Source organism: Mycobacterium timonense, assembly GCF_025821985.1.
Taxonomy (GTDB): domain Bacteria; phylum Actinomycetota; class Actinomycetes; order Mycobacteriales; family Mycobacteriaceae; genus Mycobacterium; species Mycobacterium avium.
This window is the reverse complement of sequence record NZ_JACKSY010000104.1, coordinates 84,873-107,521: the sequence shown is the minus strand read 5'-3', so window position 1 is coordinate 107,521 and position 22,649 is coordinate 84,873. Positions and strand designations below refer to the sequence as shown.

At 69.4% G+C, this 22,649-nt stretch carries 15 protein-coding genes; 11 read left to right on the top strand and 4 right to left on the bottom strand.

Annotated features, from left to right (window positions below; translation table 11 throughout):
* Positions 1-3: 3 nt before the first annotated feature.
* Positions 4-1,362, bottom strand: coding sequence for an ABC1 kinase family protein (locus tag H7I87_RS23005; RefSeq protein ID WP_023862219.1), 1,359 nt, complete (start codon positions 1,360-1,362; stop codon positions 4-6).
* Positions 1,363-1,403: 41 nt separating this feature from the next.
* Complete coding sequence (locus H7I87_RS23000) at positions 1,404-1,985, bottom strand: DinB family protein (RefSeq protein ID WP_009979144.1); 582 nt, start codon at positions 1,983-1,985, stop codon at positions 1,404-1,406.
* Positions 1,986-2,061: 76 nt separating this feature from the next.
* On the opposite strand from H7I87_RS23000, the gene H7I87_RS22995 reads away from it, so the two are divergent.
* From H7I87_RS22995 to rplL, 6 genes are all read left to right on the top strand, one after another.
* Positions 2,062-6,246, top strand: a complete 4,185-nt coding sequence (locus H7I87_RS22995; protein ID WP_033724738.1) for a glycoside hydrolase family 38 N-terminal domain-containing protein — start codon at positions 2,062-2,064, stop codon at positions 6,244-6,246.
* Positions 6,243-6,860 carry a DUF7158 domain-containing protein gene (locus tag H7I87_RS22990; RefSeq protein ID WP_023862223.1) on the top strand — a complete coding sequence of 206 codons (618 nt, stop codon included), beginning with the start codon at positions 6,243-6,245 and terminating at the stop codon, positions 6,858-6,860. The genes H7I87_RS22995 and H7I87_RS22990 overlap by 4 nt, the downstream gene beginning before the upstream one ends.
* 5 nt (positions 6,861-6,865) lie before the next feature.
* Positions 6,866-7,786, top strand: coding sequence for an ROK family protein (locus tag H7I87_RS22985; protein WP_019732054.1), 921 nt, complete (start codon positions 6,866-6,868; stop codon positions 7,784-7,786).
* Positions 7,787-7,795: 9 nt separating this feature from the next.
* Positions 7,796-8,248 carry an anthrone oxygenase family protein gene (locus tag H7I87_RS22980; RefSeq protein WP_011726098.1) on the top strand — a complete coding sequence of 151 codons (453 nt, stop codon included), beginning with the start codon at positions 7,796-7,798 and terminating at the stop codon, positions 8,246-8,248.
* Between the two features lie 287 nt (positions 8,249-8,535).
* Positions 8,536-9,126: a 50S ribosomal protein L10 gene (gene rplJ / locus H7I87_RS22975; RefSeq protein WP_011726097.1), complete on the top strand. Its 591-nt coding sequence runs from the start codon at positions 8,536-8,538 to the stop codon at positions 9,124-9,126.
* A 45-nt stretch (positions 9,127-9,171) separates the two neighbouring features.
* Positions 9,172-9,564, top strand: a complete 393-nt coding sequence (rplL, locus tag H7I87_RS22970) for a 50S ribosomal protein L7/L12 (RefSeq protein ID WP_003873555.1) — start codon at positions 9,172-9,174, stop codon at positions 9,562-9,564.
* A gap of 60 nt (positions 9,565-9,624) precedes the next feature.
* On the opposite strand, the gene H7I87_RS22965 is transcribed toward rplL, so the two are convergent.
* Positions 9,625-10,308, bottom strand: a complete 684-nt coding sequence (locus H7I87_RS22965) for a TetR/AcrR family transcriptional regulator (protein WP_011726096.1) — start codon at positions 10,306-10,308, stop codon at positions 9,625-9,627.
* Positions 10,309-10,378: 70 nt separating this feature from the next.
* On the opposite strand from H7I87_RS22965, the gene H7I87_RS22960 reads away from it, so the two are divergent.
* The 5 genes from H7I87_RS22960 to H7I87_RS22940 all read left to right on the top strand — a co-directional run bounded on the left by H7I87_RS22960 (position 10,379) and on the right by H7I87_RS22940 (position 21,636).
* On the top strand, positions 10,379-11,884 hold the full coding sequence (locus H7I87_RS22960) for a carotenoid oxygenase family protein (protein WP_011726095.1): 1,506 nt from the start codon (positions 10,379-10,381) through the stop codon (positions 11,882-11,884).
* A gap of 171 nt (positions 11,885-12,055) precedes the next feature.
* Positions 12,056-13,066, top strand: a complete 1,011-nt coding sequence (locus H7I87_RS22955; protein ID WP_003873552.1) for an ABC transporter ATP-binding protein — start codon at positions 12,056-12,058, stop codon at positions 13,064-13,066.
* A gap of 395 nt (positions 13,067-13,461) precedes the next feature.
* Positions 13,462-16,971 carry a DNA-directed RNA polymerase subunit beta gene (gene rpoB / locus H7I87_RS22950; protein WP_085978600.1) on the top strand — a complete coding sequence of 1,170 codons (3,510 nt, stop codon included), beginning with the start codon at positions 13,462-13,464 and terminating at the stop codon, positions 16,969-16,971.
* Between the two features lie 44 nt (positions 16,972-17,015).
* Positions 17,016-20,966, top strand: coding sequence for a DNA-directed RNA polymerase subunit beta' (locus tag H7I87_RS22945; RefSeq protein ID WP_011726094.1), 3,951 nt, complete (start codon positions 17,016-17,018; stop codon positions 20,964-20,966).
* Between the two features lie 127 nt (positions 20,967-21,093).
* Positions 21,094-21,636: a hypothetical protein gene (locus tag H7I87_RS22940; RefSeq protein ID WP_129560148.1), complete on the top strand. Its 543-nt coding sequence runs from the start codon at positions 21,094-21,096 to the stop codon at positions 21,634-21,636.
* On the opposite strand, the gene H7I87_RS22935 is transcribed toward H7I87_RS22940, so the two are convergent.
* Positions 21,637-22,200 carry a hypothetical protein gene (locus tag H7I87_RS22935; protein WP_023862226.1) on the bottom strand — a complete coding sequence of 188 codons (564 nt, stop codon included), beginning with the start codon at positions 22,198-22,200 and terminating at the stop codon, positions 21,637-21,639.
* Positions 22,201-22,649: the final 449 nt, after the last annotated feature.

Here is a 22,649-nt window from a genome sequence, read left to right as displayed (position 1 = left end):
GCCCTAGACCTCGACGTCGGATTCGAACTCGGAGGAGTGCTCGCGGCTGACCTCGACCATGAAGTTGGCGAAATACCCGGTCAATTGCGGATCCGACATCATCTGCCACTTGGGTGCCAGCAGCTTCATGTAGCGCTCGACGTAGAGGAACTGCTTGCCGATCAGCACCAGCTCGCGGGGCAGCTTGACGTCGTAGGCGTCGGCCAGCGCCGACAGCTGGCGGCCGATGTCGGCATAGGACATGTCGCCCAGGGTCTGCATGGTCAGCGGGGTGGCGAATTTCTCCAGGTCCTTGGCGGCCTGGGCTTCGGGTTTCACGGTGCCCACGGCGCCCATCAGCACCACGATCTTGCCGGCCGCGGCGTGGTCCTTCTTGACCAGCAGCGCATACACCAGCTCGCGCAGCAGCCAGCGGGTGCGCGGGTCGATGCGGCCCATGATGCCGAAGTCGAAGAACACGATGCGGCCCGCCTCGTCGACGTAGAGGTTGCCGGCGTGCAGGTCGCCGTGGAACAGGCCGTGCCGCAGCCCGCCCTCGAACAGGCTGAACAGCAGCGCCTTGACCAGCTCAACCCCGTCGAACCCGGCCTTGCGGACCGCGGCGACGTCGTCGATGCGGATCCCGGACACCCGCTCCATGGTCAGCACCCGGTCGGTGGTGAAGTCCCAGTACACCTGCGGCACCCGGATGTTTTTGCCCAGCGGCGAGGCGTGCAGGTGCGACACCCAGGCCTCCATCGACTGGGCCTCCAGCCGGAAATTCAGCTCCTCGGCCAGGTTGTCGGAGAAGTCGGCGACCACGTCCTGGGCGGACAGCCGGCGGCCCAGCTTGGCCAGCTCGACGGCCTGGGCGAAGCGCTTGAGGATCTGCAGGTCGGCGGCGACCCGGCGGCGGATGCCCGGCCGCTGGATCTTGACGACGACCTCCTCGCCGGTGTGCAGGGTGGCGTAGTGCACCTGGGCGATGGACGCCGAGGCGAACGGGGTCTCGTCCCAGCTGGCGAACAGCTCGGACGGGTCGGCCCCGAGCTCCTCGAGGAACAGCTTGTGCACCTCGTCGGGGTCGGCGGGCGGCACCCGGTCCAGCAGGCCGCGGAACTCCCGGGACAGCGATTCGCCGAACGCGCCGGGGCTGGACGCGATGATCTGCCCGAACTTGACGTAGGTGGGCCCCAGGTCGGCGAACGTCTGGGGGAGCTGCTTGATCACCTTCTGCTGCCACGGGCCCTTGGCCGGCAGCTTGGTGAGGATGCGAGCGGCGGAGCGGGTGACCTGCCAACCGGTCGCCGCTACCCGGGCCGCCTCGACCGGCAACGGCACCCGGTCGAGCTTGGCCACCTCTCGATGTTTGGTAGAGCTCATCAGTGCAGTGTGCCAAATCGGCGCTGGCGAGTCCCAATCCGCTAGCGCCGATCGCCGCCCTTCCAGGGCTGCACCCAGCCCTCGATGGCCCAGCCCTCCCGCGCGGCGATCAACTCGTACATGGTGGCGCCGTCGATCGTCTCCCGGATGATGTCGGCGTGCCCGGCGTGCCGGGCCAGCTCGTTGATGACGTGCAGGATCACCCAGCGCACCGACCAGGCCTGCTGGTCCTTGGGAAACCAGGGGATGTCGTGCGGCACCGGCACCGCGGCGTCCAGGTCGGCGGTCCGTGCCAGCCGCAGCGATTCGGCGTTCTGGGCCTCGAACGCGTCCAGCAGCTCTTGCAGCGTCTCGTCGGGCCGCATCACGTGCTGGTCGGCGAACTCGGCGGCGACCTGCTCGAACGGGCGGGTGTCCTTCGGGGGTGCGCCGGGCGCGGCGGCGACGCGGGCCATCCAGCTGCGTTGCATGCCGGTGGCGTGCTTGATCAGCCCGCCGATCGACAAGGCGCTGACCGACGGCGCCGAGCGGGCCTGCTCGTCGGTCAGGCCGTGCGACACCGCGAAGTAGGCGCTTTGGTGATACGCCAGGAATTCGCACAGGGCACTGCGTTCGTCGGCCACCGGACGGGCGAGAGCGGGCATCGGTCGATCTTAGGCTGTGCGGGCCGTAAAGTGCGGGGATGCAGGTGGTTTCGGCATGGAAATAACGTCGGCGCTCTCGACCGAGCTGTTCGTCGGGCCGCCCGAGGCGCCGCTGCAGCGGGTGCGCGTCGCCGTCGCCGGCTGCGCCGAGCGCACCCCGGTCCGCGTCGACGGCCCCGGTCTGCGCGGGCGCGCGCTCGCCGAACCCGGCGCCGAGGTCATCGAGGTGGCGGTGACGGTCGACGAACCCGTCGTCGGGCAGCGCCGGCCCGCCCGGGCGGGCGCCGGCGAGGCGGAGCTGCCGTTCGAATTCACTGTGGCCGAGCCGGGCTGGACGATGTTCATGGTCAGCCACTTCCACTACGACCCGGTGTGGTGGAACACCCAGGGCGCCTACACCAGCGAGTGGACCGAGGACCCGCCCGGGCGGGCCCGGCAGACCAACGGCTTCGACCTGGTGCACGCACATCTGGAGATGGCCCGCCGCGAGCCCGAGTACAAGTTCGTGCTGGCCGAGGTGGACTACCTCAAGCCGTACTGGGACACCCGCCCCGAAGACCGCGCCGACCTGCGCCGGTTCATCGCGCAGGGCCGGGTCGAGGTGATGGGCGGCACCTACAACGAACCCAACACCAACCTCACCAGCCCGGAGACGACCATCCGAAACCTGGTGCACGGCATGGGTTTTCAGCGCGACGTGCTGGGGGCCGACCCGGCCACCGCGTGGCAGCTGGACGTGTTCGGTCACGATCCGCAGTTCCCGGGGCTGGCCGCCGACGCCGGCCTGACGTCGAGCTCCTGGGCGCGCGGGCCGCACCACCAGTGGGGCCCGGCGACCGGCGACGGCTCCGACGGCGGCGTCGAGCGCATGCAGTTCTCCAGCGAATTCGAGTGGATCGCGCCGTCGGGCCGCGGCCTGCTCACCCACTACATGCCCGCGCACTATTCGGCGGGCTGGTGGATGGATTCGGCGGCGTCGCTGGCCGAGGCGCAGGACGCCACCTACGCGCTGTTCGTCCAGCTGAAGAAGGTCGCGCTGACCCGCAACGTGCTGCTGCCGGTCGGCACCGACTACACCCCACCGAACAAGTGGGTCACCGCCATCCACCGCGACTGGGCGGCCCGCTACACCTGGCCGCGGTTCGTGTGCGCGCTGCCCCGGGAGTTCTTCGCGGCGGTGCGCGCCGAACTGGCGCAGCGCGGCGGCGCGCCGTCCCCGCAGACCCGCGACATGAACCCGATCTACACCGGCAAGGACGTGTCCTACATCGACACCAAGCAGGCCAACCGGGCCGCCGAGAACACGGTGCTGGCCGCCGAGCGCTTCGCGGTGTTCGCCGGGCTGCTGGCCGGCGCCGAATACCCGCAGGCGGCCCTGGCCAAGGCCTGGGTGCAGCTGGCCTACGGCGCCCACCACGACGCCATCACCGGCTCGGAATCCGACCAGGTTTACCTGGACCTGCTGACCGGCTGGCGGGACGCCTGGGAGCTGGGCCGCACCGTCCGCGACGACGCGCTGGCCCTGCTGTCTCGCCGGGTCGACGGCGCCGACGTGACGGTGTGGAACCCGCTCAACGGCCGGCGCACCGACGTGGTCACCGCGCGGCTGGACGCGGCGCCGGGCGCCGGGGTGCGGGTGCTCGACGCGGACGGCGCCGAGGTGCCCGCGCACGTCGAGCACGGCGGGCGCTCGGTCAGCTGGCTGGCCCGCGACGTGCCGTCGCTGGGCTGGCGCGCCTACCGGCTGGTCGCGGGCGAGGCGGCGAGCGGGTGGGCGCCGCTGCGGGGCAGCGCGATCGCCAACGAGCACTACCGGCTGGCGGTCGACGCCGAGCGTGGCGGGACAGTGGCGTCGCTGATCGCCGACGGTCGCGAGCTGATCGGCGAGGGCCGGGTGGGCAACGAGCTGGCCGTCTACGAGGAGTACCCGTCGCACCCGAGCCAGGGCGAGGGCCCGTGGCACCTGCTGCCCAAGGGGCCGGTGGTGTGCTCGTCGGCGACGCGGGCGCGGGTGCGGGCCTACCGGGGCCCGCTCGGGGAGCGGGTGGTGGTGCACGGCCGGATCGGCACGCTGCTGCGCTACACCCAGACCCTGACGCTGTGGCGCGGCGTCGCGCGGGTGGACTGCCGCACCACCATCGACGAGTTCACCAGCGCCGACCGGCTGGTGCGGCTGCGCTGGCCGTGCCCGGTGCCGGGGGCCATGCCGGTCAGCGAGGTCGGCGACGCCGTCGTCGGCCGCGGTTTCGCGCTGCTGCACGACGGGGACCGGGCGCTGGACACCGCCCGGCACCCGTGGACCCTGGACAACCCGGCCTACGGCTGGTTCGGCTTGTCCTCGGCGGCCCGGGTCCGCATCAGCGACGGCGGCCTCCGGTGCCTGTCGGTGGCCGAGGTGGTGTCGCCGGCGGAGACGACGTCCGGCCCGCTGGCCCGGGAATTGCTGGTCGCGCTGGTCCGGGCGGGCGTCACGGCCACCTGCAGCGCCGCCGACGGGCCGCGCTACGGCCACCTCGAGGTCGACTCCAACCTGCCCGACGTGCGAGTCGCGCTGGGCGGGCCGCGCCGCAACGCCTTCACCGCGGCCGTGCTGGCCGACGCCGACCCGGCCTACGCCGACGAGCTGCGGCGTCAGCTGGCCGCGACCGGCCGGGCCAGGCTGTGGGTGCCGGCCCGCGCCCCGCTGGCCGCGGTGTGGCTGCCCGACGCCGACCTGCGCGACGCGCGGGCGCTGCCGGTGCTGGTGGTCGACGGCCGCGACGAGCGCGAGCTGCGCGCGGCGATCGCCGCGCTGGTCGACGACCTCGGCGACGCCGAGATCACCGTCACCCAGCAATCGCCTTCGCGGACAGAGGGTTTCGACGATTACACCGTCGCGCTGCTGAACCGGGGTGTGCCCAGCTTCGCCGTCGACACTGCGGGCACCCTGCACACCGCGCTGCTGCGGTCCTGCACCGGCTGGCCGTCGGGCATCTGGATCGACGACCCGCGCCGCAGCGCGCCGGACGGCTCCAATTTCCAGCTGCAGCACTGGACCCACCATTTCGACTACGCGTTGGTCAGCGGCCCCGGCGACTGGCGGCGCGCCGAAATCCCTGCTCGCAGCGCGCAATTCGGGAATCCGCTGTTAGCCGTCGCGGCGGGCGGCGGCGCGGGCACCGGGCCCGGTCTGCCGCCGGCCGGTTCGCTGCTGCGGGTGCAGCCCGCCGAATCGGTCCAGCTGGCCGCCCTCAAGGCGGCCGGCAACCCGCTGGCGTCGGGCAGCGCGGCACGGCCCGACCCGACCGCGGTGGCCCTGCGGCTGGTGGAAACCGCCGGGGCGGGCACCCGCGTCGCCGTCGACTCCGAGGTGGCCACGGTGAGCGACCTGCACGCCGCCGATCTGCTGGAAAAGCCGTCCCGCCAAGTGAATTCGATCGACCTGCACGGCTACCAGGTGGCCACGGTGCTGGCCCGCCTGCACGCGCCGGCCGCCCCGGCCGGCGCCGCCGCGCTCGCGCCGCACGCCGAGGCCGCCCAGCCGCTCTACGCGCGCTACTGGCTGCACAACCGGGGCCCCGCGCCGCTCGGCGGGCTGCCCGCCGTCGCCCACCTGCATCCGGCGCGGGCGTCGGCCGACCCGGACAGCAGGGTCACGCTGCGGCTGTCGGCGGCCAGCGACTGCACCGATGCCACGCTGGCCGGCGCGGTGCTGCTGCGCTGCCCGGACGGCTGGTCGGCCGACCCGGCCGAGCTGCCGCTGCGGCTGTGCGCCGGCCAGCACCTGCAGGCCGACATCGCGGTGTCGGTCCCGGCCCGCGCCGCACCGGGGCTCTATCCGGTCCGGGCCGAACTGCGCCTCAGCGGGGACCACCTCCCGGCGTCCTGGCGCCAGGGCGTCGAGGACGTGTGCGTGATGGCGGTGGGCGACGCCGAGCGGGCGCCGCTGATCTACCTGGCCGACGAGCCGGCCGAGGTCACGCTGGAACCCGGCGAGGCCGCGGACCTGACCGTCGCCGTCGGCAGCCACGCCCGCGCCGAGCTGGCGCTGGAGGCCCACCTGATCAGCCCGTGGGGCACCTGGGACTGGATGGGGCCCGCCGCGGTCGGCGCCGTCCTGCCCGCCCGCGGCGCCGTCGACCTCGGCTTCCGGCTGGCCCCGCCGGCCTGGCTGGACCCCGGCCAGTGGTGGGCGCTGGTCCGGATCGGCTGCGCGGGCGAACTGCTCTACTCGCCGGCGGTGCGGGTGACGGTCACATGAGCGGCCACCCGGTTGCGACCGTTGCCGGCGTCCCGGTTTCCTCCGTCGAGGTCGACGCCGCCGAGGCCCGGTTGCGCGGCGGGCGCGGCGCGGCGGCGCTGCCGACGCCCGGCACCAGCGAGGGCCGGCAACTGCGGCGCTGGCTGACCCAACTGATCGTGACCCGCCGCGTCATCGCCGCCGAGGCGGCCGCGCGCGGCCTGACCCCGGCCGGTGCGCCGAACGAGGCCGAGCTGTTGCCCGACGTGACCGCCTGGCTGGAAATCGGCAGCGTGACCGCCGCCGTGCTGGCCGACCCGCTGGCCCGGGCGCTGTTCGCCGACGTCACCGCCGCGGTGGACGTCGCCGAGCCGGAGCTGGCCGCCTACCACGCCCGCAACCCGCTCCGGTTCGCCCCGTCGCAGCCCGTCCAAAATGTTTGGCACACAACGGCTTTGGTTGCCCCGCCGCTGGACGAGGTGCGACGGGCGATCCGCGAGCAGTTGCGCGGCGCGGCGCGGCGGCGGGCCTTCCGGCTGTGGCTGGACGAACGCCGCGCCGCGCTGGTGCGGCTCGCGCCCGGCTACGAGCATCCCGGCGACCCCCGCCAACCCGACAACACGCATCGGCACTGATCGGCATGCTCACTCTCGGCCTGGATATCGGCGGCACCAAAATCGCTGCCGCACTTGTTGATTCGGCCGGCACGCTGGTCCACACCGCCGTCCGCCCCACCCCCAACCCGGCACCCGCCGACGACGTGTGGGATGTGGTGCACGCCCTGATCGCCGAGGAGGTGCGGGCGGCCGGCGCCCCGATCGCGGCCGTGGGTATCGCGTCGGCCGGGCCCGTCGACCTACCCAGCGGATCCGTCAGCCCGATCAACATCGCCGGCTGGCACCGTTTCCCGTTGCGCGACAAGGTCGCCGCGGTGGTGCCCGCGACACCGGTGGTGCTGGGCGGCGACGGGCTCTGCATGGCGCTGGGGGAGCAGTGGCTGGGCGCGGGACGCGGCGCCCGCTTCCTGCTGGGCATGGTGGTCTCCACCGGGGTGGGTGGCGGCCTGGTGCTCGACGGCGCCCCCTACCCGGGCCGCACCGGCAACGCCGGTCACGTCGGGCACGTGGTGGTCGAACTGGACGGCCGGCCCTGCACCTGCGGCGGGCACGGCTGCGTGGAGACGGTGGCCTCCGGGCCGTCGATGGTGCGCTGGGCGCGCGAAAACGGGTGGTCGGCGGCGCCGGGGGCCGGCGCCCGGGACCTGGCCGCCGCCGCGGCCTCAGACCCGTTGGCGCAGAAGGCGTTTCACCGGTCGGCCGACGCGCTGGCGGCGATGATCGCCTCGGTCGGTGCGGTGTGCGATCTGGACGTGGTGGTGATCGGGGGAGGCGTCGCCCAGTCCGGGCCGCTGCTGTTCGACCCGCTGCGCGAAAGGCTGGCCCACTACGCCGGGCTGGACTTCCTGTCCGGGCTGACGGTGGTGCCGGGGGAACTCGGCGGCAATGCCGGACTGATCGGCGCGGCCCGGCTGGCGACCCTGGCGCGACCCGCCGGCTCCTAGGCTGACCCGATGGACCACAGCATCGACGCACTCGCGGTCGTGATCATGGGGCTGATGGTCGGCGTGGAGCTGGCGGTCGCGGTGTTCTTCCACCCGCTCATCGCCCGGCTGCCCGACGACGCCTTCCGCACCGCCCGCGGCGGCGCCGCGCGGGCGCTGGGCACGGTGATGCCGTTCTGGTACGCGATGACGTTGTTGCTGCTGGGCTCGCTCGCCGTGCAGGAACGGGGCGCCCCCTACGACTGGCTGGTCGGCGTCGCCGCCGGCCTGATGGCCGTGGTGGTGCTGGTGACGGTGACCATGCTGGTGCCGATCAACAACCGGATCGCGAAATGGCCGGCCACCGGGCAGCTGTCGCGCGAACTGGCGGCGCGCTGGGACCGGCGCCACCGGCTGCGGGTGGTCCTGCTGCTGGGTGCCTATGTGCTGCTCACCGTCGCGGTCACCGGAGCCGTCACCTGAGCCGTGAACCGAGCCGTCACCTGAACCGTGAAGACGCCGTTTTGGCTGATCGCGCGGCCCGCGCTATGGTGTTAGCCGATCCACCGAAGACCGTCGGTCACCGAGCAATCGGTCGAAGGTCCGGGAACATCCCGGCGGCCCACGCAGGAGGACGAGGCAGCAGCGCCGGCATCAGCGCCGGTTGTTCGTTACGCCCCGGCCGTGTCCTGCGCCGGGGCGTTCGTCGTTTTCGGGGGACACGAGACGACACGTCGCACTGACTTTCACTTCAGGAGCAGGAGGTAGGCATGGCCAGGGCTGACAAGGCCACCGCCGTTGCAGACATCGCCGAGCAGTTCAAGGAGGCGACCGCGACCCTGATCACCGAGTACCGGGGTCTGACGGTCGCCAACCTGGCCGAGCTGCGGCGCTCGCTGAGCGGGGCGGCCACCTACTCGGTGGCCAAGAACACGCTGGTCAAGCGGGCGGCGTCGGAGGCCGGCATCGAGGGCCTGGACGAGCTCTTCGCCGGCCCGACGGCCATCGCGTTCGTCACCGGGGAACCGGTCGACGCGGCCAAGGCCATCAAGACCTTCGCCAAGGAGCACAAGGCGCTGGTCATCAAGGGCGGCTACATGGACGGCCGGGCGCTCTCGGTCGCCGAGGTGGAGCGCATCGCCGACCTCGAGTCCCGCGAGGTGCTGCTGGCCAAGCTGGCCGGCGCGATGAAGGGCAACCTGGCCAAGGCGGCCGGGCTATTCAACGCCCCGGCCTCGCAGGTCGCCCGCCTGGCGGCCGCCCTGCAGGAGAAGAAGGCCGCCGAATGCCCCGCCGAGGCCCCGCAACCAGCTGCCGAAACACCCGCCGAGGCCCCCGAGGCCCCGGCCGACGCCGAATAACCACCAAACCCGGAACTTGGGAAGAACAAGGAAGGACCCACACCCATGGCAAAGATGTCCACCGACGACCTGCTCGACGCGTTCAAGGAGATGACCCTGCTGGAGCTCTCCGACTTCGTGAAGAAGTTCGAGGAGACCTTCGAGGTCACCGCGGCCGCCCCGGTCGCCGTCGCCGCGGCCGGCCCGGCCGCCGGTGGCGCGCCCGCCGAGGCCGCCGAGGAGCAGTCGGAGTTCGACGTGATCCTCGAGTCCGCCGGCGACAAGAAGATCGGCGTGATCAAGGTGGTCCGCGAGATCGTCTCCGGCCTGGGCCTCAAGGAGGCCAAGGACCTGGTCGACGGCGCGCCCAAGCCGCTGCTGGAGAAGGTCGCCAAGGAGGCGGCCGACGACGCCAAGGCCAAGCTCGAGGCCGCCGGCGCCACCGTCACCGTCAAGTAAGCCGGTTCGCGCGATACCCCCGGGACGCCTGCCCGTGCAGGCCCCGGGGGTTTCGTGTGCTCAGCTCCCGAGCATCGCTGAGCGCATCGACTGCGACACCCGCTTGGGTGAATCGCCAAGAGCGACAAGCAGATTCGAGGTCATCGAGCCGAGCACCGGCAGCACCGCCGAGCCGTCGTCGCCGCAGTAGCCGGCCAGCTCGAGCATCACGAACCCGTGGATGGACGCCCAGAACTGGGCCGCCGTCGCCACCACCGCGCCGTCGTCGTCGGCCGAGCCGGCGGTGATCCGCCCGGCCCGCATGCACCGGTGCACCGCGCGCACCACGTGCGCGAAGCTGGGGTAGTTCTGCTCGATCTCGGCCACCGTCAGCGTCAGCACGTTGTGGGCGGGCGCGTTGATGCCGTGCGCGCTGGTGCTGCCGAACATCAGCCGATACATGTGCCGATGTTTGATCGCGTAGCGCCGGTAGGCCGCGCCGATCACGAACAGGTCCGCGACCGGGTCGTCGGTCGGCGGCACCGTCAGCGCGGCGTCGAACTGCCGCAGCCCCTCCTCGGCCACCTCGGCGATCAGCCCGCGCATCCCGCCGAAATGGGTGTACACCGCCATCGTCGAGGTGCCCGCCGCCCCGGCGACCTTGCGGGTCTGCAGCGCGTCGGCACCGTGCTCGTGCAGCAGCGCCACGGCCGCGGCGAGCATGCCGTCGCGGACGTTGCGCTGCGGGGCTGGTTGCGAAGTCATCGTTGCGATCGTCCCTTCCCCGGCGTACCGTCGCAATAACAGCGTCATATCAATGTTATAGGAGTCGGGCATGACCACCACGCGCACCGTCGCCAATCCCTATCTGGACGGCTTCCTGGCGCCGGTGCGCGCCGAAGTCACCGCGTTCGACCTGCCCGTCACCGGACGCATTCCCGACCACCTCGACGGGCGCTACCTGCGCAACGGCCCCAACCCGGTCGCCGAGGTCGACCCGGCGACCTACCACTGGTTCAGCGGCGACGGGATGGTCCACGGCGTCGCGCTGCGCGACGGGCGGGCCCGCTGGTATCGCAACCGCTGGGTGCGCACCGCGCACGTGTGCGCCGCGCTCGGCGAGCCCGCGCCCGGCGGGCTGGACCCGCGCGCCGGAATGCTGTCCGTCGGACCCAACACCAACGTGCTCAGCCACGCCGGGCAGACGCTGGCCCTGGTCGAAGGGGGCGGCGCCAACTACCGGCTCACCGAGGACCTGGACACCGTCGGCACCTGCGACTTCGACGGAACCCTGTTCGGCGGCTACACCGCCCACCCGCACCGCGACCCCCGCACCGGCGAATTGCACGCCGTCTCCTACTCGTTCGGGCGGGGGCGCCGCGTGCAGTACTCGGTGATCGACACCGCCGGGCGCGCGCGGCGCACCGTCGACATCGAGGTGAGCGGGTCGCCGATGATGCACGACTTCTCGCTCACCGACGAGTACGTGGTGATCTACGACCTGCCGGTGACGTTCGACCCCGTGCAGGTGATGCCGGCCGACGTGCCGCGCTGGCTGAGCGCACCGGCCCGGCTGGTCGTGCAGTCGCTGCTCGGGCGGGTGCAGCTGCCCGGCCCGATGGCCACGGCGATGAACCGCAATCGGCAGCCGCTGCACCGGATGCCCTACCGGTGGAACGACGCCTACCCGGCGCGGCTGGGCGTCATGCCCCGCGACGGCGGTAACGACGAGGTTCGGTGGTTCGACATCGAGCCCTGCTACGTCTACCACCCGCTCAACGCCTACTCCGAAATACGTGACGGCGCAAAGGTTTTGGTGCTCGACGTGGTGCGCTACTCGCGGATGTTCGACCGCGACCTGCGCGGTCCCGGCGACACCCGCCCGACGCTGGACCGCTGGACCGTCAACCTGGCGACCGGGGCGGTCGGCAGCGAGCTGCGCGACGACCGCCCGCAGGAGTTCCCCCGGATCAACGAGGCCCTGCTGGGCCGGCGGCACCGCTTCGGCTACACCGTCGGCACCGACGGCGGCTACCTGTCCGACGGCGCCTCGGAGATGTCCACCGGCCTGTACAAGCACGACTACGCCACCGGCTCGCGCCGGGTCGCGCCGCTGGACCCCGACCTTTTGATCGGCGAGATGTGCTTCGTGCCCAACCCGGCCGGCGGCCAAGACGGCACGGAGGACGACGGCATCCTGATGGGCTTCGGCTATCACCGCGGCCGCGACGAAAACCAGCTGGTGTTGCTGGACGCCCAGAGTCTCGAGCAGGTGGCGGCCGTGCACCTGCCGCAGCGGGTCCCGATGGGCTTCCACGGCAACTGGGTGCCCGCTGGCTAACACGTGCGTCAAATAAGTTGTGCCGCGCGCGGTTCCGGGTGATCTCGGGACGGCCAAATTTGCACGGCGGTGCCGCGCAACCCTGATGCCGTGTGGCAGGCGTGCGCTACAGTGACTCATGCCACAGAAAAGGGCAGGTGGCGGGCATGAGCGTCGACGGAAGGATCTCCCATGGGTGTCGCTATTGAGGTGAACGGCCTCACGAAGTCCTTCGGATCGTCACGAATTTGGGAGGACGTGACCCTGGAAATCCCCGCCGGGGAGGTCAGCGTGCTGCTGGGGCCGTCGGGTACCGGCAAATCGGTGTTCCTGAAATCGCTGATCGGTCTGCTGCGCCCCGAGCGCGGCTCGGTGGTCATCGACGGCACCGACATCCTGCAGTGCTCGGCCAAGGAGCTCTACGAGATCCGCACCCTGTTCGGCGTGATGTTCCAGGACGGCGCCCTGTTCGGTTCGATGAACCTGTTCGACAACGCCGCCTTCCCGCTGCGCGAGCACACCAAGAAGAAGGAAAGCGAGATCCGTGACATCGTCATGGAGAAGCTGGAACTGGTGGGTCTGGGCGGCGACGAGAAGAAGTTCCCCGGCGAGATCTCCGGCGGTATGCGCAAGCGCGCCAGCCTGGCCCGCGCCCTGGTGATGGACCCGCAGATCATCCTGTGCGACGAGCCGGACTCCGGTCTGGACCCGGTGCGCACCGCCTACCTGAGCCAGCTGATCCTCGACATCAACGCCCAGATCGACGCCACCGTCCTGATCGTCACGCACAACATCAACATCGCCCGCACTGTGCCGGACAACATGGGCATGCTGTTCCGCCGCAAGCTGGTCATGTTCGGCCCCCGCGAGGTGCTGCTGACCAGCGACGAGCCCGTGGTCAAGCAGTTCCTCAACGGCCGCCGCATCGGGCCGATCGGCATGTCCGAGGAGAAGGACGAGGCCACCATGGCCGAAGAGCAGGCCGCGCTGGAGGCCGGCCAGCACGCCGGCGGTGTGGAGGAGATCGAGGGCGTGCCGCCCCAGATCGTCGCCTCGCCGGGCATGCCGGAGCGCAAGGCCGTCGCCCGGCGCCAGGCCCGGGTGCGCGAGATCCTGCACACCCTGCCGCAGAAGGCGCAGGCGGCGATCCTCGACGACCTGGAGGGCACCCACAAGTACCGGGCACACGAGGTCGGCGACTAGCGCGGCCGGCCCGAAAGTTCGCGATAACTTCGCGTAACTTGGCGGCCCGCCCTCTTGACGACGGGCCGTAAACGGGCCAGTCTGTTGGGCAGCATGTATCCAGCGGAAACTCGAGACGCCAGCCAGCGCCGATGTCCCTGGATTGCTTGTGCTGGACAGTTGAGGAATGCGCCGCCCTGCGCTATTGTTGGACGTTGCGCTGGCTACCTCCTGCCCACCTCACCCGCCACTTGACACCGTGGTCTAAGCCTGAGCCCCTTGATGTGGCTTAGTTCTTTAGTTGCGCGCGTGAGATCCGGACAGTTCGTTTGCCGGCCGAACCGACACAATTCGCGGCGAACGCAGCCGGTGGCCCCGGCCTTCGTGAGTCGCACGAGGTGCTGGAAGGATGCATCTTGGCAGATTTCCGCCAGAGCAAGACGGATCGCCCACAAAGTTCCTCAAACGGATCAAGTTCCTTGAACGGCTCCGTGCCCGGAGCGCCCAACCGAGTTTCCTTCGCCAAGCTGCGCGAACCGCTCGAGGTTCCCGGCCTGCTGGACGTGCAGATCGACTCCTTCGAGTGGCTGATCGGCGCGCCACGGTGGCGTGAGGCCGCGATCGCCCGCGGCGACGCGGAGCCCAAGGGCGGGCTGGAAGAGGTGCTCGACGAGCTGTCGCCGATCGAGGACTTCTCGGGCTCGATGTCGCTGTCTTTCTCCGACCCCCGCTTCGACGAGGTCAAGGCGCCGGTCGACGAGTGCAAAGACAAGGACATGACGTACGCGGCCCCGCTGTTCGTCACGGCCGAGTTCATCAACAACAACACCGGCGAGATCAAGAGCCAGACGGTGTTCATGGGCGACTTCCCGATGATGACCGAGAAGGGCACCTTCATCATCAACGGGACCGAGCGCGTGGTGGTCAGCCAGCTGGTCCGCTCGCCGGGCGTGTACTTCGACGAGACCATCGACAAGTCCACCGAGAAGACGCTGCACAGCGTCAAGGTGATCCCCAGCCGCGGCGCCTGGCTGGAGTTCGACGTCGACAAGCGCGACACCGTCGGCGTGCGCATCGACCGCAAGCGCCGCCAGCCGGTCACCGTGCTGCTCAAGGCGCTGGGCTGGACCAACGAGCAGATCACCGAGCGGTTCGGCTTCTCCGAGATCATGATGTCGACGCTGGAGAAGGACAACACCGCCGGCACCGACGAGGCGCTGCTGGACATCTACCGCAAGCTGCGCCCGGGCGAGCCGCCGACCAAGGAGTCCGCGCAGACCCTGCTGGAGAACCTGTTCTTCAAGGAGAAGCGCTACGACCTGGCCCGGGTGGGCCGCTACAAGGTCAACAAGAAGCTCGGCCTGCACGCCGGTGAGCCGATCACCAGCTCGACGCTGACCGAGGAAGACGTCGTCGCCACCATCGAGTACCTGGTGCGCCTGCACGAGGGTCAGCCCACGATGACCGTCCCCGGCGGCATCGAGGTGCCGGTGGAGACCGACGACATCGACCACTTCGGCAACCGCCGGCTGCGCACCGTCGGTGAGCTGATCCAGAACCAGATCCGGGTCGGCATGTCCCGGATGGAGCGCGTCGTCCGCGAGCGGATGACCACCCAGGACGTCGAGGCCATCACGCCGCAGACCCTGATCAACATCCGTCCAGTCGTGGCGGCGATCAAGGAGTTCTTCGGCACCAGCCAGCTGTCCCAGTTCATGGACCAGAACAACCCGCTGTCGGGGCTCACCCACAAGCGCCGCCTGTCGGCGCTGGGCCCGGGTGGTCTGTCCCGGGAGCGGGCCGGGCTGGAGGTCCGCGACGTGCACCCGTCCCACTACGGCCGGATGTGCCCGATCGAGACCCCGGAGGGTCCCAACATCGGTCTGATCGGCTCGCTGTCGGTGTATGCGCGGGTCAACCCGTTCGGGTTCATCGAGACGCCGTACCGCAAGGTGGTCGACGGCGTGGTCACCGACGAGATCCACTACCTGACCGCCGACGAGGAGGACCGCCACGTGGTGGCGCAGGCCAACTCGCCGATCGACGACAAGGGCCGGTTCGCGGAGGCCCGGGTGCTGGTCCGCCGCAAGGCGGGCGAGGTCGAGTACGTGCCCTCGTCCGAGGTGGACTACATGGACGTGTCGCCGCGCCAGATGGTGTCGGTGGCCACCGCGATGATCCCGTTCCTCGAGCACGACGACGCCAACCGTGCCCTGATGGGCGCCAACATGCAGCGCCAGGCGGTTCCGCTGGTGCGCAGCGAGGCGCCGCTGGTGGGCACCGGCATGGAGCTGCGCGCCGCGATCGACGCCGGCGACGTCGTCGTCGCCGAGAAGTCCGGGGTGATCGAGGAGGTCTCCGCCGACTACATCACCGTTATGGCCGACGACGGCACCCGGCACACCTACCGGATGCGCAAGTTCGAGCGGTCCAACCACGGCACCTGCGCCAACCAGAGCCCGATCGTCGACGCCGGCGACCGGGTCGAGGCGGGCCAGGTCATCGCCGACGGTCCGTGCACCGAGAACGGCGAAATGGCGCTGGGCAAGAACCTGCTCGTGGCGATCATGCCGTGGGAAGGCCACAACTACGAGGACGCGATCATCCTCTCCAACCGGCTGGTTGAGGAGGACGTGCTCACCTCGATCCACATCGAGGAGCACGAGATCGACGCCCGCGACACCAAGCTGGGCGCCGAGGAGATCACCCGGGACATCCCGAACGTCTCCGACGAGGTGCTGGCCGACCTCGACGAGCGCGGCATCGTGCGCATCGGCGCCGAGGTCCGCGACGGCGACATCCTGGTCGGCAAGGTCACCCCGAAGGGGGAGACCGAGCTGACGCCGGAGGAGCGGCTGCTGCGCGCCATCTTCGGCGAGAAGGCCCGCGAGGTCCGCGACACCTCGCTGAAGGTGCCGCACGGCGAGTCCGGCAAGGTCATCGGCATCCGGGTGTTCTCCCGCGAGGACGACGACGAGCTGCCCGCCGGGGTCAACGAGCTGGTCCGCGTCTACGTGGCCCAGAAGCGCAAGATCTCCGACGGTGACAAGCTTGCCGGCCGGCACGGCAACAAGGGCGTCATCGGCAAGATCCTGCCGCAGGAGGACATGCCGTTCCTGCCGGACGGCACGCCGGTGGACATCATCCTGAACACCCACGGTGTGCCGCGACGGATGAACATCGGCCAGATCCTGGAGACCCACCTGGGGTGGGTGGCCAAGTCCGGCTGGAACATCGACGGCAATCCCGAGTGGGCGGTCAACCTGCCCGAGGAGCTGCGGCACGCACAGCCGAACCAGATCGTGTCGACACCGGTGTTCGACGGCGCCAAGGAAGAGGAGCTGGCCGGCATGCTGTCGTGCACGCTGCCCAACCGCGACGGCGAGGTCATGGTGGACGGCGACGGCAAGGCGGTGCTGTTCGACGGCCGGTCCGGGGAGCCGTTCCCGTACCCGGTGACCGTCGGCTACATGTACATCATGAAGCTGCACCACCTGGTGGACGACAAGATCCACGCCCGCTCCACCGGCCCGTACTCGATGATCACCCAGCAGCCGCTGGGCGGTAAGGCGCAGTTCGGTGGCCAGCGCTTCGGTGAGATGGAGTGCTGGGCCATGCAGGCCTACGGCGCGGCGTACACGCTGCAGGAGCTGTTGACCATCAAGTCCGACGACACGGTCGGCCGGGTCAAGGTGTACGAGGCGATCGTCAAGGGCGAGAACATCCCGGAGCCGGGTATCCCCGAGTCCTTCAAGGTGTTGCTCAAGGAGCTGCAGTCGCTGTGCCTCAACGTCGAGGTGCTCTCCTCCGACGGCGCGGCGATCGAGCTGCGCGAAGGCGAGGACGAGGACCTGGAGCGGGCCGCGGCGAACCTGGGAATCAACTTGTCCCGCAACGAATCCGCGTCCGTCGAGGACCTGGCTTAACCAACTTTTTCACTAACCAAACCCGCAAGGGGAAAGGGAGTTACGTGCTCGACGTCAACTTCTTCGATGAACTCCGGATCGGTCTGGCCACCGCGGAGGACATCAGGCAATGGTCGTACGGCGAGGTCAAGAAGCCGGAGACCATCAACTACCGCACGCTCAAGCCGGAGAAGGACGGCCTGTTCTGCGAGAAGATCTTCGGACCGACTCGCGACTGGGAGTGCTACTGCGGCAAGTACAAGCGCGTGCGCTTCAAGGGCATCATCTGTGAGCGCTGCGGCGTCGAGGTGACCCGCGCCAAGGTGCGCCGCGAGCGCATGGGCCACATCGAGTTGGCCGCGCCCGTCACGCACATCTGGTACTTCAAGGGCGTGCCGTCGCGATTGGGCTACCTGCTCGACCTGGCGCCCAAGGACCTCGAGAAGATCATCTACTTCGCCGCGTACGTGATCACGTCCGTCGACGAGGAGATGCGGCACAACGAGCTCTCCACCCTCGAGGCCGAGATGATGGTGGAGCGCAAGGCCGTCGAGGACCAGCGCGACGCCGACCTGGAGGCGCGCGCCCAGAAGCTGGAGGCCGACCTGGCCGAGCTGGAGGCCGAGGGCGCCAAGGCCGACGCGCGGCGCAAGGTCCGCGACAGCGGCGAGCGGGAGATGCGCCAGATCCGCGACCGCGCCCAGCGCGAGCTGGACCGGCTGGAGGACATCTGGAACACCTTCACCAAGCTGGCCCCCAAGCAGCTGATCGTCGACGAGAACCTCTACCGCGAGCTGGTCGACCGTTACGGCGAGTACTTCACCGGCGCCATGGGCGCGGAGTCGATCCAGAAGCTCATCGAGAACTTCGACATCGACGCCGAGGCCGAGCAGCTGCGTGACGTCATCCGAAACGGCAAGGGGCAGAAGAAGCTTCGCGCCCTCAAGCGGCTCAAGGTGGTCGCCGCGTTCCAACAGAGCGGCAACTCGCCGATGGGCATGGTGCTCGACGCCGTCCCGGTGATCCCGCCGGAGCTGCGCCCGATGGTGCAGCTCGACGGTGGCCGGTTCGCCACCAGCGACCTCAACGACCTGTACCGCCGGGTGATCAACCGCAACAACCGGCTCAAGAGGCTGATCGACCTCGGCGCGCCCGAGATCATCGTCAACAACGAGAAGCGGATGCTGCAGGAGTCCGTCGACGCGCTGTTCGACAACGGCCGCCGCGGCCGCCCGGTCACCGGGCCGGGCAACCGCCCGCTGAAGTCGTTGAGCGACCTGCTCAAGGGCAAGCAGGGCCGGTTCCGGCAGAACCTGCTCGGTAAGCGCGTCGACTACTCGGGCCGTTCGGTCATCGTGGTCGGCCCGCAGCTCAAGCTGCACCAGTGCGGCCTGCCCAAGCTGATGGCGCTCGAGCTGTTCAAGCCGTTCGTGATGAAGCGGCTGGTCGACCTCAACCACGCGCAGAACATCAAGAGCGCCAAGCGGATGGTGGAGCGCCAGCGTCCGCAGGTGTGGGACGTGCTGGAAGAGGTCATCGCCGAGCACCCGGTGCTGCTGAACCGCGCGCCCACGCTGCACCGGTTGGGCATCCAGGCCTTCGAGCCGATGCTGGTGGAGGGCAAGGCAATTCAGCTGCACCCGTTGGTGTGTGAGGCGTTCAACGCCGACTTCGACGGTGACCAGATGGCGGTGCACCTGCCGTTGAGCGCCGAGGCGCAGGCCGAGGCCCGCATCCTGATGCTGTCGTCCAACAACATCCTGTCGCCCGCGTCGGGCCGCCCGCTGGCCATGCCGCGACTGGACATGGTGACCGGGCTGTACTACCTGACCACCGAGGTCGAAGGCGACAAGGGCGAGTACCGGCCCGCGGCCAAGGACACCCCCGAGGTGGGCGTGTACTCCTCGCCGGCCGAGGCCATCATGGCCGCCGACCGCGGGGTGCTCTCGGTGCGGGCCAAGATCAAGGTGCGGCTGACCCAGTTGCGTCCGCCCGCCGAGATCGAGGCCGAGCTGTTCGGCGCCAACGGCTGGCAGCCGGGCGACGCCTGGATGGCCGAGACCACGCTGGGCCGGGTGCTGTTCAACGAGCTGCTGCCGGTGGGCTACCCGTTCGTGAACAAGCAGATGCACAAGAAGGTGCAGGCGTCGATCATCAACGACCTGGCCGAGCGCTACCCGATGATCGTGGTCGCGCAGACCGTGGACAAGCTGAAGGACGCCGGCTTCTACTGGGCGACCCGCAGCGGTGTCACCGTGTCGATGGCCGACGTGTTGGTTCCGCCGCGCAAGAAGGAGATCCTCGACCAGTACGAGGAGCGGGCCGAGAAGGTCGAAAAGCAGTTCCAGCGTGGTGCTTTGAACCACGACGAGCGCAACGAGGCGCTGGTGGAGATCTGGAAGGAAGCCACCGACGAGGTCGGTCAGGCGCTGCGCGAGCACTACCCGGCCGACAACCCGATCATCACGATCGTCGACTCGGGCGCCACCGGTAACTTCACCCAGACCCGGACGCTGGCCGGCATGAAGGGTCTGGTGACCAACCCGAAGGGTGAGTTCATCCCGCGTCCGGTCAAGTCGTCGTTCCGCGAGGGCCTGACCGTGCTGGAGTACTTCATCAACACGCACGGCGCTCGAAAGGGCTTGGCGGACACCGCGTTGCGTACTGCCGACTCGGGTTATCTGACCCGTCGTCTGGTGGACGTCAGCCAGGACGTCATCGTGCGCGAGCACGACTGCGAGACCGAGCGGGGCATCGTCGTCGAACTGGCCGAGCGTCAGCCCGACGGCACCCTGATCCGTGACCCGTACATCGAAACCTCGGCGTACGCACGGACTTTGGGCACCGACGCGGTCGACGAGGCCGGCAACGTCATCGTCGCCCGCGGCGAGGACCTCGGTGACCCGGAGATCGACGCCCTGCTGGCGGCCGGCATCACGTCGGTCAAGGTGCGCTCGGTGCTGACCTGCACCACGGGCACCGGCGTGTGCGCGACCTGCTACGGCCGGTCGATGGCCACCGGGAAGCTGGTCGACATCGGCGAGGCCGTCGGCATCGTCGCCGCCCAGTCCATCGGTGAGCCCGGTACCCAGCTGACCATGCGTACCTTCCACCAGGGTGGTGTCGGTGAGGACATCACCGGCGGTCTGCCCCGGGTGCAGGAGCTGTTCGAGGCCCGCATCCCGCGCGGTAAGGCGCCGATCGCCGACGTCACCGGGCGGGTCCGTCTCGAGGACGGTGAGCGCTTCTACAAGATCACCATCGTTCCCGACGACGGCAGCGAAGAGGTCGTCTACGACAAGCTGTCCAAGCGGCAGCGGCTGCGCGTGTTCAAGCACGAGGACGGCTCCGAGCGGGTGCTCTCCGACGGCGACCACGTCGAGGTGGGTCAGCAGCTGATGGAAGGCTCGGCCGACCCGCACGAGGTGCTGCGTGTGCAGGGCCCGCGCGAGGTGCAGATCCACCTGGTCCGCGAGGTCCAGGAGGTCTACCGCGCCCAGGGTGTGTCGATCCACGACAAGCACATCGAGGTGATCGTCCGCCAGATGCTGCGCCGCGTCACCATCATCGACTCGGGCTCGACGGAGTTCCTGCCCGGCTCGCTGATCGACCGCGCGGAGTTCGAGGCGGAGAACCGCCGGGTGGTGGCCGAGGGCGGCGAGCCCGCCGCCGGGCGTCCGGTGCTGATGGGTATCACGAAGGCGAGCCTCGCCACCGACTCGTGGCTGAGTGCGGCGTCGTTCCAGGAGACCACGCGAGTGCTGACCGACGCGGCGATCAACTGCCGCAGCGACAAGCTCAACGGTCTGAAGGAGAACGTGATCATCGGGAAGCTGATCCCGGCCGGTACCGGGATCAACCGGTACCGCAACATCCAGGTGCAGCCGACCGAGGAGGCCCGGGCCGCCGCGTACACGATCCCGTCCTACGAGGATCAGTACTACAGCCCGGACTTCGGCCAGGCCACCGGCGCCGCGGTGCCGCTGGACGACTACGGCTACAGCGACTACCGCTAGTCAGTGCGAAAAGCCCCCGCCGTGTGCGGGGGCTTTTTCGTGCGCTACCGGTCGAGTGGCTTGCTTCTCGCCGAGATTCCGAGTGTGCTCTTATGCGACAAGTGCGAAAGCAGCGGAGGTGAACGCGATGGCGCAGCCTGACAATGTCGGGGCTGAACCGGTGCCCGCGGAAGATCGGTTGGATTACCGAGGCGAAGTGTTCATCAATTTCCGCAACCACACCTATCAGTGGGTCAGCATCAAACTATTCGCGTTGCCGGCGGAAGCCGACGACTATGAGGTTCTGGCGTCATTGATCCGCCATGTTCGCTACCGCGACAGCTACGGCGGCACCGGCGAGAAGGACATGGAGACCATTCACGGGCCGTATTGGTTGTACGCCATTACGCCCGAAGTTTTCTTTCCCGTATCGGCTTTCAGCGCCGAAACGTTGATCCGCACGTGGGCCGAGTACGCGGCACCGCTGCCCGCCGACCGCCGTGACGAATTGGAGCGGGAGCTGTATCCGCGTGTCCTGGAGGCCACCAGCCGGTACCAGTTGCCCGATCTGCGCGGTGTCGCCGAACACGACTGGGGTAGCTCGGTGGGCTCGGTGACGGGCTTCTTCGAGTTTGTGCTTATCGATCGGAGGACCGAACGTTTGGCGTTGGTGGTTGCCAGCGACGACTGACTAGCCGTTGCTGCACTCGTTGGCGAGTGTGCCAACGAAACCCTGGTAAACCGCGTTGCTCAACCGGTTCACGTCCTCGGCGAACCGGGGACGGGATGTGGCCTCGACCAAAATGGTGTGCACGATCAACCGGCTCGCCTGCGGTTGCTCAGAACCAGCCACATAGTGGGTTTGCTCGACCCAAACATTCCGCTCACCGATTGCGGCCGAGCCGATGCTGCGAATTGCGGCTGTCCGTTGCACGGGGGGCACGGGCAGAACCCTGACGGCAATCCCGGCGGCATTGAGGCCACGCAGCGTCCGATCGGCGCTTTGGAACACGTCATAGAACGCGGGCCAGCCGGTGTAGGCGAAGACACTGATCGTGTCGGCGGCCTGCCATTCACCATTACCGAGTGGTCCACGGACGGCCATCCGCGTTAGCGACGGTTCCGCGCTGTCGGGAAAATCGATGAGCTGCCAGTGCGGCGGAACGTCTAACCGCTGCAGCCATCCGGGAACCTGGTGTTCCGCTAACAAGGTGACATCCTCGATGTCTTCGTCGTCGGCAAGCATCTCGGCCAACGAGGATGCTTGCAGCGGCTGCCAGCCTTGTGACGGAGAAGATCCGCTCATGGCACGGCCCCCTCACTGCTTTGGCCGCCCCCGGAGAGGATCGTCCACACAAGAACTCCGCCAACCATCACCCAGCCGAACACCGCCTTGCCTCCCTCACTGAGATCATGGCCGATTTCCGGCAGCCACGAGTGGCCACCCACCGGTGGTGGCGCCGAGTGGGGCACCGGTGGTGCCGGTGGGTCCGGCTGATCCCAAGCGAACACAGGTGGTTGCTGTACCGGGTTCACGCTGAACCCAGGCGGCGAAGGATTTTGCAGCCACGGCGGCAAGTCGGCCGGATCGGGGAACTGCGCGCGCGGCAGCGGGGTAGGAAGCGGATGACCGGGCGCTGGCGTCACGGGTGCCCCAGGAGGGTGAGTGACCACTGGGGGCGGCTCGGGTGGGTCATCGACGAA